Consider the following 12,140-nt stretch of genomic DNA (forward strand, 5'->3'; position numbering starts at 1 on the left):
CCACCCCCATGGGCTCGCGGCCAACTTCGGCCACCGGATTCCCGGGCTGCCTAGATGTCCTGGAAGAGCTGGGCTGCCTTCTTGTCCGTCGCCCGGTAGTCCATGCTGCCGTGCTCGATCTTGGCCGCCATCTCCTGGAGCGTGCTGTCGATGTGCTGGGCACGGTTGCGGAACTGCTTCTCAGCAGCCTGCATCATCTCGTGCGCCTCGCCTTCCCAGCCGTCTGTCACGGCCTTGACCGCGGTGATGATGGCGTCGATCTGCTCACGCACCATTTTCGAGCCCCGCCGGAGGTCACCGGCGGTGTCTGCGAGCGAGTTGTAGGTTACTTTGATTTCCTGCGAATCTCCGGCCACTATGCGTCGCCCCTCATGGTGTAGCGGTGGTTTGCGGTTCAGCTATGTCACCGGGCGCTCACCGCGCCCTCGGTGGCTAGTACTTGTCGACCGCGCTCGTATGGGTAATGCCGTCGGGCGAGCTGTTGTCGAGCCCCCCACCGGCCTTGTCACCATTGACGTCGACCTTGCCAAGCGTCGATGCGAGCTCCTGGTCGTTAGCGCCACCGGCACGGCGGGTGAGGTTCACCGCCTCTTGGATCTTGTCGACCAGCTTGCGTACGGCTTCGTGATTCTCGTTGAGCGCCCGCTGCGCCTCGCCGAACCTGTAGGCAGCGCCGCCCTTCCACCCGGCCTGGACGGCCTCGAGAGCGTTGTACAAAGTCTTGACGTTGGCAGCGAGATGTCCGCTGGCAGTGCCGAGATCATTTTCGAACTTGACGAAGTGCGCGTCGCTTAGCCGCTGTCCGCCCGACATATTCCACCTTCCCCCATGATGTGTTGGTGAGTCGAGATGGGGTTTCTTCCCTCAACTCACCCTGTCAGAGCTTCCTACCGAGTCCGGCGGGAAGCAGCAACCCCTCGCTCGCCATCCACACATGTTTCACCGGTGGCAAGTGAGGCGATGTCAGTACTGGCTGCCACGGCGCCTCACCATGACAACGGCCACGGCGGCAACCACGATGGCGGCCCCTGCCCCCAAGGCAATCCAAAGGCCGGTGTTGCCACTATCGCCCGACTTGGCGTCAGCAGTGGTTTCCTTACCCGCCTGCTGATCGGAAGCCTGCTTGTTCGAGTCGGAGGGCTGCGGTTGGGCGCCACCGGACTTCGAAGCGGAAGGAGACGGGTCCGGCGTGGTCGCTCCCTCGCGCTCGAGCAGCGGGTTCACATCTGCCTGGCCCGGCTTTCCCTTACCGCCGAGCAAGACCTGAGCGGGTCGGATGATGCCGTATCCGATGTACCTGCTGGGAATCTTGCCCTTCGGCTTGTTCGCTGTTTGCATCATGACCCGGAGGACCTGGTTGTTGGTCCAGCTGGGATGCTTCGACCAGATGAGTGCGGCGGACGCAGAAGCCAGGGCAGCGGCCGGGCTTGTCCCACTAGTGCGACAGAACGCCTTCATGTCCTTACAGCGCCCCGGAATATCTTCTCCCGGCGTGGCCAAGGCTACTTGAGGACCATAAGTGGAAAACTTAGCCACAGTGCCACTGGAATCCACTGCCCCCACGCCGACCACTCCAGGAATATTTGCGGGATAATCGGACGCATTGCCCTGGTCTCCGTCATTCCCCGACGAAGCGAAGATCAACTTCCCCTTTGACGTAGCGTAATCAACCGCACGCTTGGTGAAGGGAGCGTCTTCGTTGGAGCGTGGAGCACCCATCGAGATGTTGATCACTTTGGCGCCGTGATCGACCGCAAACCGGATCGATTTACCCATCACCTCATCTGCAGCAAATGCGTTCGCGCTCTGGTTCTTCACGGGGAGAATTTTGGCGCCAGGAGCCACGCCTTGAATTCCGCCACCGGATCCCGTCCCTGCGATAAGGGAGGCCATGTGCGTGCCGTGACCATTGGTGTCATCGGTCCCATTTGCCGAGTTGCCCGCCATGACTTTCCCGCTCAAAACACGCCCGTGAAGCTCCGGAACCCCACGGTCAACGCCAGTGTCCACAACAGCGACAGTCACGCCACTTCCTGTCGCCACCTCCTGCATCTGCTCAACCTTCATGGCGTCCAGATACCACTGACGTGACCGTACATCTTCAGCCAATGCCGTCGGAACTGTTCCAGCCCAACAAGTCAGCGCCGCCGTAAGCAGTACGAGCGAGCGCTGCGCGTTACTCCGCGCGGCGCGAATCGGGATTGGCATGGCGCGTAGCTCTCCTCAACTTCCTGCGGGACTCATGTCACTAGTCGACAACTGGAGGAACAGTGTCACGCCGTCCCAACGTCCAGGTCTCTTCATCTTCGACCAGGTAGTCGGGCGCGTCGCCCGTCTCGTGGTTGGCCCTGACTGCGCTAGTGCGCGATGAGGGCCCTGGCACACCTGCCTGGCTTCCCCTGACAAGGCCCGCGCCACCAGGAGTGAACTCACTTCGCTCCCGGTTGGAGTGACGTGGAGCCGCGACGGACCCTCCGGACTCCAATACCGAGCGACGTTCGGGCCCCTGCCGATGAGCCGCCGGATTGCCGTGTCTGCCTCCCTCGGGGACAAACGGGGCCCGTGGCGGATTCACTCGTCCACCGGATTCCGAGGAAAGCCGACGTTCCGGCATGGAGTTACCAGTAATCGACTGCCCGCCCCGGGTGTTGGGGGGACCGCCTCCCACCACCGGCCCTCGTGGCATCGACGTTCTCTCTTCACCGATCACCGTCGAGCGAGGCAATCTCGGCCCACTGGTCAACGGACGTTGCTTCCCGCCGACGATTCCCTCATTGTTCCCCGCCCGAGGCAGGACCGGGCCCCTGGGGGTTGACGTACTGGTCAGGGGCTTTTCGCCCGAAGGTCCAACGCTCCTCGCAGGGGGACCGATACTCGGCGAAGGCGGCCTCACGGTCGGAGTGGACGGCCCTGGCCTCACCGGCGCGGGCGGCAACGTCGCTTCCCGCCGTGTTTCTGGAGAAACGGTAGTCGGTGGAGAGTCGCCAACACGCCGCTCGGCGGCGTCCGGCGGCGTCACAGACTTCACCCCGTCAATGGCAGTGCGGGTGTCCTGTCCGGTCTCCTGAGCAACACGAGTTCGAGGTTCGGGTGCGCTGGACCCATCCGCCTGAGTCCTGGTATTCGAAGTTGTCGCGTAGGCTTCGGCCCCGGGAGATGAACCGTATGCCTGGCTGGCCTGCGTCCGGATGCGGTCGTCGATGGGCAGTGGCTTGAACCTCGGCTCCTCCCGTGCCTTAATTTCATCATTCGCAAACCGGTAGTACGAGGTCACCCGCTCCAACTGGTGAATGGCCGCCTGCTTGTTGGTCGTCGCGTCCTTCTGGAGCGCGTCGTCCAGGTCGGGGTCCCCATGAGCTTCAGCCGCGTCCACCGGCTTGGGGATGGCCTTCTGGGCTTCCCTCAACGCCTGGCCCGCCGCGGCCATCTGATCGCCCACGACCGCCGCGTACTCAGCAAGCTTCATGACCTCGCCGGCGAACTCACGGGTCCAGTCGCGGAACCCCTCCGCGCCCTCGCCTTCCCATTCCACCCGCTCCGCGTACCCACGCAAGCCGAGCCCAATGGCGTCGATTTTGGGACTCGCGTCACCCACCGCACTTCCCGCGCTGGTCAGTTTGTCTGGGTCGGCGTCAGCGACCAACGCGTGCAGCTCCGCAAGAGACATGCCCTCGAATTCTGAGCTTGCCATTGCCTCAACTCCCCGCTATTAGCTGAAGGTCTCGTCCGAGTCCGACGTGCCGCTCTTGCCCGTGTCCCTACCGGCAGCGTTGGCATCATCGTCGGCCGACCGCCCGCGCTGAGGATCTGTCCTGTCGTAGTAGTTCTGTGCGCGCTTGTGGATCTCTTGCAGCCGGGCTGCCTGCTCGGCGTCGACGCTGTCGTAGCCACGATCGGAGAGCTGGACAGTGACCCCGAGGGCTTCGAGCTGGTCTCCGAGGATCTGCGAGAGTTCTTCGAGACGAGTGTGGACCCTCTGGTAGCTCCCCGCCAGTTCCTCAGCCGCCGGGAACTTCCCGTAAGCAGCCGCCGCGATCCGGTGCCGACTGATCTCGCTCTTCGCCGCCGGCGACTCTTCGAGGTCCTTCAGCATCTTGTCGAGCTGCTTCTTGAAGTGGGCCAGCGTCTCGGCCTTCTTCGATATGCCTGAACCCGCGTTGAGCCCAGGCCGTGCCCCCACCTCACCCATGACTCCCCCCGTTCATCAGCCCCCATCCTCCCCGTGCGACGTCACGTCGCCCATCCAGCACTGTATCCCCCGAACAGTCCAGCCCCAACTACGTATCGGCGGCAACTCTTCGACGGTTCCGTTACACACTCCGGCGCTATCGGTGACCATGCCCATCACCCAATTGACCTGCCTTGTCGCATTTCGCCACACCGACGACGAACAATCCAATGTATAAGCACCATCGGACATCGCCATGAGTACTCCTACTCAGACACGGCGGACGAACGGCGGCGGCGGTTCCGTTCGTTGACGACCGCCGCGCTGCCCGCGATGAAGGCGACGAGGACGGCCGCGCCGCCCAAGGTGTAGGTCGCGAGGCGTTCCTTCCGCTCCTGGGGGGTCTCGCCCAGGATCATGGGCGCCGCGTCGGGGGCGTTGACGTTGTCGGCGGCTCCCTTGTCGAGGGTGACGCGGTCGATGGGGGCGTCATCCTCGGTGAGGGCGCGGACGGGGTCGACGACACCCCAACCGACGAACCGGTCATGGTGGTTGACCACCCGTTCGGCTGTCTGCCCGATCTGGGCGACGACCTGGTGCGGCTTCCAGTCGGGGTGCTTCGCCCGGATCAGGGCGGCGACGCCGGCGACGTAGGGGGCGGAGAAGCTGGTGCCGTTGTCGACGCACTGGCCGCCCTTGGGGACCGTGGAGACCATTTCGACACCAGGCGCGGCTACGTCGACGAAGTCACCGGACTGGGAGAAGGGGGCGCGCTCGTTGTTGCGGTCCGAGGCGCCGACCGCGAGAACGCCGTCGTAGGCGGCCGGGTAGGTCTTCTTGACCTTGCCGTCGAGCCCGTCGTTTCCGGCCGAGGCGACCACGACGACATTAGCCTTCAGTGCGTTCTGGACCGCCCGCTGGAGATTGTTGTTGGCCTCGAGCGGTTTGACGGTGTCCTGGGAGATGTTGATGACGCCGGCCCCCGCCTGGACCGCCCGGTCGATGGCGGTGGCCATGGTGTCGGTCGTGCCGGAGCCCTTTTCGTCGTTCTGCCGAATCGGAATGATCTTGGATTCGGGTGCGATGCCGACGAATCCGGTGCCGGAGTGAGGACGTGCCGCGATGATGCCGGCCACCTTGGTGCCATGGCCGACCGAATCGTCCGTGCCGTCGCCCTTCTTGCCCTTGGACAGGCTCTTCTTGCCGCCCTTGCGGACCTCGCTGCCGTCCTTCGTGTCGACCGCGTCCTTGAGCTGTCGATTGGTGTTGTCCACCCCGGTGTCGATCACAGCGACTTTGACGGGACGGCCCTCGGCGTCCTTCCCCTTGGTGTCCTGCCACAGCTGGTCGAGGAGAACGCGTTGCAACGACCAGGGCGTGCCCTTGATCTGCTTGGCGGGATAGGTGCATTCACCGCTGCCCGTGAGGGACATGTCCTGGACGCGCGGCGCCGGCGCCGGGTGCGGGCCGGCTGCCGCGGTCAGTGCGGTGAGGACCATGGCCGCCGACAGAGCGCATACCGACTTCGTGTTCATCGAGTGCCCCATGTCTCACGACCCCTGCGGCTGCCTGGCGCTGTTGTAATCGAGCCGTGGCCCCGTCGGCAGGAACGCGGACCAGTTGGCGGGCACCGGAACGGGCTTCGCCCCCTCGTAACCGAGGCTCCGCTGAGCCCTGTTCACATCCTGCTGGGACTCGGCGGTCGCGGGCTTCTTGTCCTCCCCGCCGATCTTGGACTTCCCCGCATCGCTGTCGTTGTTCGACGGAACGGCATAGCGAAGGCCGGTGTCCGTCACCAGGAAGACCGGTCCGTCCTTGATCTGGCGACCGGTGACCTGGCGGTAGAGGAGCCCCGACCCCGGGGTGACGTAGGCGCTGGTGGCGCCGTCCGGGATGGTGGCGGGGAAGTTCGTGCCGGCCCAGGTGGTCAGCTTCGGATCGCCCTTGGGGGTCACTCCGTTGAAGATGTTGCAGCTGGTGTCGCGGGTGGCCCCGCCCGCCGAGCGATCGACGGAGTTGGACTGGTCCGGTATTTCGCCGGGCCAGTGGTTCGTGCCGTAGAACTCGTCGGGGTCCGGGTTGAACGAGCCCGGCTTCACGCGCATCGCCGAACTCGCGTCATTGATGGAGCTCTTGCTGCGCATGAGGAGCTTGGCGACGAACTCCGAGACACGCTGCACCTTGCCTTGCAGCACCACGTACTTCTGGGTTCCGGTTCCGCTCGGCGCCTCGATGACCATGCCGACCCGGTTGGCCTGGTCACCCAGGCTCGGGATTCCGGCGTCATCGCCGATCGAGCCCGGGACCTGCGGGAAGTCGATGGGGGAGCCGTCCCGGAGGGTGGCCAGCCAGTCGCTGGTCACCTTCTGGGGCTGTGCGCCGTCATCGAAGATCGAGCGAAGCAGGAGACTGGTGTCCGCGGCGGACTTCTGCTTCCAGTCCGGGCCGCCGATCAGGTATTTGGTGCCGTTCGGGGACACCAAGTAACGGGCGCCGTCCTGGCCCTGTACGTAGAGGGCCTGGCCGCCCCGCAGCGCCTGTGAACCGCGTAGCTTCTTCAGCTTGGGATCACTTTCCGAGAAGACGAAGACCGCCTTCTGCGTGGTCTTCCCATTGCCGCCCGGCTGTTCACAGACCGCCCACGCCTTTTGCTTCTTCGCCTCATCGGACGTCGGCATGCGGTCCGGTGCGTACGGGATGCCGATGGTGGGGCCGCGCGGGATGTGTCCGTTGTCCAGCTCGGACTCCTTCACCTTGAGGATCGTGGACGACGATTTTCCGGGCTCGAGGAGGAGCTTGGCGGAGGCGAAGTTGAGTACGGGATGGAGCTGGACCTTCCCGTCGGTCTTGAGGACGACGTACCGGGTGGTCGAATCGCTGCCCACGATGACGTGGGAGGCGACATCGTCCCAGCCCTTGGGCGCGACGGGCTTGAACATCCCCCAGGCGCCGAACCCCGCGACAATCAGGGCACCGACGATGACGCCGGGGAGAGCCGCCCGCAGTGGACGCGGCGCGCCCTCCTCGGTACCGCTGGGCGTGGGTTGCAGAAATGCCGCGACTGTCCGCTTCTTCGCAAAGATATAGGCGTTGAGTTCATCCCGCCGTGATGCCATGTTTAGCCGCTTCTCCCCGGTTTTCGGCCTCGGTAGTCAGGTGGCCTGCCCTCGGTCCTGGTGTCGTACCGACCCTCTACTATGCCGGTAGTGAATTGACTCATGTAGCCCGGGGACACTCGTGAGCGCACCCAACGACCGGGCTGTTCGGGCGGGTTTCAGACTTTAAGGGGCTGACGGGGATGGCTGCCGCCACGCGCGGACGTAGCGCGAGGAGCGCGTCCGGCCGACAAACACCGAGTGGAAACGGCTCGGGTTCACCTGCCCCGGCTCCCCCGGAGGGCACGGCCGCGACCTCCGTCACTCCACGGCTGATGTCCCGCCCCGGCAGCATGGGCCCCCTGCGGCTTCAACAACTCGTGCTGGTGGAAGTGGCCGCCGCGCTCGTGCTCGTCGCCTGGGTCATCGACAAGCTGCTCCTGGTGCCCGCCGCGATCATCGGCGTGGTCCTCGTCCTCCTCGCCGTGGTCCGCCGCCATCAGCAGCCGGTACCGGAGTGGCTGAGCACCGCGAGTGCGCTGCGCAGGCGGCAGCGACAGGCGTCGAAGCCGGTCGGCTCGGACACGGACCCCGGATTCACGCCCGCCGTGGAGTGCGAACCGGCCCTGCACACCCTTACGTTCACCGATCGGGAGCGGCGGGCGGTGGGCCTGGTCGGGGACGGCACCTTCCTGACCACCGTGCTACAGGTCGAGGCGACGGACTCGCCGCTGCGTCCGCCGCGCGCACAGCGCCCCCTGCCGTTGGCGCTGCTGCGTGACGCCATGGATGTGGACGGAATTCTGCTGGAGTCGGTACAGGTCGTGCAGCACGCACTGCCCGCTCCCACGCCCGACCTGTCGGCGCAGACCGTCCCCGTCCGCAACTACGCGCCGTTGCAGGAGCGGACCGGCGCACCCTCAGTCCGTCTGACCTGGGTGGCTCTGAAATTCGATCCGGAGCTGTGCCCGGAGGCCGTCGCCGCGCGCGGCGGAGGCATGGAAGGCGCACAGCGGTGCGTGCTGCGTGCCGCGGATCAGCTGTCGAGCAGGCTCCAAGGGGCCGGTTTCGGCGTGACGCTCCTGTCGGAGGAAGGCGTGACCGCCGCGGTCGCGACCGCGGCGAGCGTGAATCCGAGGGCAACCGCCCAGGCCCGTCAGACGAACACGCACAACCGGCGCACGCTGGAAAGCGCGCGGGCCTGGCGCTGCGATGACCGCTGGCACACCACGTACTGGATCGGCCGCTGGCCACAGCTGGGACCGGGTGGCGCGCCGCTGCCGCAACTGGCGGCGCTGCTGACCTCGCTGCCCGCACTCGCGACGACCCTGAGCCTCACCCTGCGTCGGGGCAGCACGCAGGGCGGTCGGCACGCCCCGACGGTGACCGGACACGTACGGATCACCGGCCGCAGCGCGGATGACCTCGTCGGTTTGCGGCGGGAACTTCAGCGCACCGCTCGAGGGGTGAGGATGGGGCTCGTACGGCTGGATCGCGAGCAGGTGCCCGGTGTTCTCGCCACTCTGCCTCTGGGAGGGACTCGCTGATGGCCACGCCCACGAGCGTCTTCAACGGGCCGTCGCCCGTCCCGGCGACAGGACCCGGCCAGCCCCCTGGCCAAGCGGCCGCCGCGCCGCGCAGGCAACGGAGGGGATTCGGGCTCATCGGACCGCGGCGGCAGCGGCACGAGCTGTCCCCCGAGCAGTTCGACGCGCTGGCGCTGCCCGTCAGCGACGACGGCGTCATCATCGGAGTCGGTGCCCGAGACCAACCCGCGGTGCTCGGCCTGCACCGCCCCGCGCCCTTCAACGTCCTGCTGATCGGGGGACTGTGGACGGCGCAGGTGATCGGTTTGCGCACCGTCGCCACGGGCGCCCGAGTCACCGTCGAGACCGGTCGCCAGCACATGTGGACCTCGCTGGCGCAGGCGGCGAACAGCGGCCATCAGAGCCTCACGCTGCATGATGTGGGTCGAGTGCCGCCGCAGGGGCCCTCGATCGGCAGTCCGGTGCTGGTGATCCGTGACGCGGGTATGCGACCGCCCCGCGGGCGGGTGACATCGGCCCCCTGGCAATCGGTGCTGACCCTGTTGCCGTACCTCAGCCCGGCCGCCCCGCGGTTGATGGAGAACGCCGACCTTGTCGGCATCCAGCGGGTGTCCCCGGACGAGGCAGCTCAGGTCGGGCGGATCATGGGGCTGCCGTCGGCAGACGTCGAGTCGCTGTCCTCTCTGCCGGATGGAGTCACTCTTTGGTGTGATCGTCAGTCGCGGGTGTACGTGGCGACGCATCCGACCGACGTGGAATCCGGCCTCCTGGGGGCGGCCCGGCGGATGGACTGACGGTGTTCGATTGCCGCCGACTACAGGGTGGATGAGACTGTCGGCAAGGTCTGTGCGGGTGCGCGCGCCCGCAGTAACGGGAAGGGATTCTCCACCGATGGCTGACGCCAAAGAGAAGGCTGAGCTGTACGCGCTCGACATCTCCGATGTCACGTGGCACAGCGCGCCGGACAGCACCACCGAAGAACGTGTGGAGATCGCTTATCTGCCCAACGGGGCCGTGGCCATGCGGAATTCGACCGACCCCGACACCGTGCTGCGTTACACGGAAGCCGAGTGGCGTGCGTTCGTGCTCGGTGCGCGGGACGGTGAGTTCGACGTGCGCTGAGCCGGTGCGCTGAAGTGTTGAGGGGGCGGACACCACGGGGTGCGCCCCCTTCGCTGCCAGAGGACCGGAGTCGGGGACAGACCACCGGAATCTCCTCCTTTGCGGCGTTCCCGGCAATGGTGTGTGCGCCGGTGGCGGGTGTGGCACACCGAATTTCGCCACAGTTGCCCTCATTCTGCCGCAGTCGCCCTTGTACGCGGCGTTTGTTTCCCGGACGGCCTTGTCTCTTCTCCCCTTGCCGACGCGATGGGAGGTACGCAGCGGCAGGGTCTTGAACCCCGTCGTGCGATTATCGGTAGGTCATGAGCTCCTACTCGGTGGCCCTGCGGTTGTCGAGTGCGACCCGGTCACGGTCCCTCCGGAGGGTCGTGAGGTAGCGGACAGCGCGAGTACCGGGACGGGCCTGCCGTAGGGCCGCTCATGGTGATTAGGCTTGGTGTGCGCACGGTGATGAACCTGATCAGGTGTCCCCGGCGCCACAAAAGGGGAAAGCCGAACGGTCGGACGACAGTAGCGATCGGCAACAGATCGGCCTCGCCATGAATTTCAAGGGTGTTCGACCACACCAGGAGGCATTGTGAGCAGCGATCGGGACGAGATCCGCACGGGCGGAACCACACCCGGCGATGATCGGTCCGACGCCGAGACCGAGCACACGGGCGAGTTCACCATCGACTACACCCCACCTGCCTGGTACACGCAGAACGCTTCGCCGTCGGCACCACCCGCCGCGGGGGCCGGGGCGGACACGGGGGGCGGGCGACGCCGCCCCGCCGCCTCCGCCGCCGACGGGCAACCCGGTGTCCGTGCCCGGGCCGCCGCCGGAGCCGGAGGGCTTCCAGACGTGGACGCCCCCGGCGCCTTCCGCCGAGCCCGCGCCTGTGGATGCCTCCGTGCACCAGGCCGCGCCGGACGGGACCGCCGAGGACGCGGGGGACGCGGAGGCGGAAGCCAGGCCGCGGGACGGCGAGGCCGACGGGACACCCTCTTTGTCCGGCTTCGCCGCAAGCCCGGCCGCTCCGGCCCCGGCTGACGGCGAGCCGGAAGGCGGCCGGGTCGAGCAGCACGCCTCCGACCTTCCCGACGCCTCGGGCGAGGACGACGACTACGCACTGGCGCCCGCCGCGCCCCCGGCTCCGCCGGTCGCCTCCCCCGAAGCGTCCGAGACGGGCGCCGACGAACGCGACGACAGCGGCGCCGTGGAGGGCGACTCCACGGTGCGGTTCTCCACCGCCTCGCTGCGGCGCGAGATCGCGGAGCGGAAGCAGGCCGCCGACGCGGAAGCCGGCGCCGCCGGGGCCGACGGCGACTCCGGCGCCGGGACCGGCGAGGTGCGCAGCGAGGGCACCATGCGCTTCTCCGCGGCGTCGCTGCGCCGGGAGGCCGAGGAGCGCGCCAAGGCGGCGAGCGCCGAGGGTGAGCCGCAGGAGGGGGCGGCCGACGCCGCGCCGCCGCAGGAGACCGGCAACAACTGGGCGCCGCCCGCGGCTCCGCAGTCCGGACTGCCGCCGCTGCCGCCGGACTTCCAGCCCGCCGCGCCGGAGTCGGGCGGTACGGGCGGTGGCCCGGCCCCGGTCCCGGAGCAGCGTACGGGCGGGCCCGGCGCGGCCGGTGGCCCGCTGCCGCCGCAGGCCGGTCCGTGGGCGCCGCCGGCCGCGGGTGCGCAGGGTCAGCCCGCTCCCGGTCCGGCCGCCGGGGCGCCGGGGCCGCAGCCCGCGGCGCCGAACCAGGCCGCCCCGCAGGGTGGTTATCCCCAGGGCGGGCCTGCCGCGCCCGGCCCGCAAGGATCCCAGGGGCCGCATGGTCCCCAGGGGCCGCATGGTCCCCAGGGGCCGCAGAGTGCGCGGCATCCGCAGGCTCCGCAGGGGCCCCAGGCTCCTCCCCCGGCCCCGCAGGGACCCCAGGCGCCTCAGGCGTCCCAGGGTCCGTACTACGGCTATCCGCAGCCCGGGCAGCCCCCGGCGCCCGCGCCGGACGGTTACGGCTATCCGCGCCCCGACGCGCCCGCCCCCGGGCCCGCACCCGCGCCTCAGCAGGGCCAGGGGCCGTACCCGCGGAGAGGCCCCGCATCAGCAGCAGCAACAACCGCCGCAACCGCAACCGCAGGACGGCTACGGCTGCCCGGGTCCCTTCACCGGTGGCGCCCCGTCGGCCGATCCCCGGACCGGCTGCTCCCCGTCGCGACGCCCGACCAGCGGCAGCAGCGTC

At 67.8% G+C, this 12,140-nt stretch carries 9 protein-coding genes and 2 pseudogenes; 5 read left to right on the forward strand and 6 right to left on the reverse strand.

Translation table 11 applies throughout. The features are described from left to right. Positions 1-50: 50 nt before the first annotated feature. The 6 genes from SSOG_RS12865 to eccB all read right to left on the reverse strand — a co-directional run bounded on the left by SSOG_RS12865 (position 51) and on the right by eccB (position 7,284). Positions 51-356, reverse strand: a complete 306-nt coding sequence (locus SSOG_RS12865; protein WP_009714656.1) for a WXG100 family type VII secretion target — start codon at positions 354-356, stop codon at positions 51-53. Between the two features lie 76 nt (positions 357-432). Beyond that, positions 433-813: a WXG100 family type VII secretion target gene (locus SSOG_RS12870; RefSeq protein ID WP_009714657.1), complete on the reverse strand. Its 381-nt coding sequence runs from the start codon at positions 811-813 to the stop codon at positions 433-435. A gap of 150 nt (positions 814-963) precedes the next feature. Further along, positions 964-2,208 (reverse strand): S8 family serine peptidase, encoded by a 1,245-nt coding sequence (locus SSOG_RS48350; RefSeq protein ID WP_009714658.1) that lies wholly within the window; start codon positions 2,206-2,208, stop codon positions 964-966. Between the two features lie 1,501 nt (positions 2,209-3,709). Then, positions 3,710-4,189 (reverse strand): hypothetical protein, encoded by a 480-nt coding sequence (locus SSOG_RS46695; RefSeq protein ID WP_009714660.1) that lies wholly within the window; start codon positions 4,187-4,189, stop codon positions 3,710-3,712. Positions 4,190-4,434: 245 nt separating this feature from the next. Continuing rightward, the gene (gene mycP, locus SSOG_RS12890) at positions 4,435-5,703 is read right to left on the reverse strand and encodes a type VII secretion-associated serine protease mycosin (RefSeq protein WP_039937399.1); all 1,269 of its coding nucleotides are present in this window, start codon (positions 5,701-5,703) and stop codon (positions 4,435-4,437) included. 15 nt (positions 5,704-5,718) lie between these two features. After that, on the reverse strand, positions 5,719-7,284 hold the full coding sequence (gene eccB, locus SSOG_RS12895; RefSeq protein WP_009714662.1) for a type VII secretion protein EccB: 1,566 nt from the start codon (positions 7,282-7,284) through the stop codon (positions 5,719-5,721). A 182-nt stretch (positions 7,285-7,466) separates the two neighbouring features. Between eccB and eccE the strand changes: the two genes are divergently transcribed. The 5 genes and pseudogenes from eccE to SSOG_RS57440 form a co-directional block, all read left to right on the forward strand. Then, entirely contained in the window at positions 7,467-8,810 is a 1,344-nt protein-coding gene (gene eccE / locus SSOG_RS12900) for a type VII secretion protein EccE (RefSeq protein ID WP_009714663.1), read from the forward strand. After that, positions 8,810-9,604, forward strand: coding sequence for a hypothetical protein (locus SSOG_RS12905; RefSeq protein WP_009714664.1), 795 nt, complete (start codon positions 8,810-8,812; stop codon positions 9,602-9,604). Before eccE ends, SSOG_RS12905 begins: the two co-directional genes overlap by 1 nt. Before the next feature lie 97 nt (positions 9,605-9,701). Then, positions 9,702-9,932, forward strand: a complete 231-nt coding sequence (locus SSOG_RS12910; RefSeq protein ID WP_039937402.1) for a DUF397 domain-containing protein — start codon at positions 9,702-9,704, stop codon at positions 9,930-9,932. A gap of 577 nt (positions 9,933-10,509) precedes the next feature. Further along, a pseudogene (locus SSOG_RS57435) lies at positions 10,510-10,584 on the forward strand (SCO5717 family growth-regulating ATPase); the annotation flags it as partial. A 241-nt stretch (positions 10,585-10,825) separates the two neighbouring features. After that, a pseudogene (locus SSOG_RS57440) lies at positions 10,826-12,140 on the forward strand (hypothetical protein); the annotation flags it as partial.

The sequence above is a fragment of the Streptomyces himastatinicus ATCC 53653 genome, assembly GCF_000158915.1.
Classification (GTDB): domain Bacteria; phylum Actinomycetota; class Actinomycetes; order Streptomycetales; family Streptomycetaceae; genus Streptomyces; species Streptomyces himastatinicus.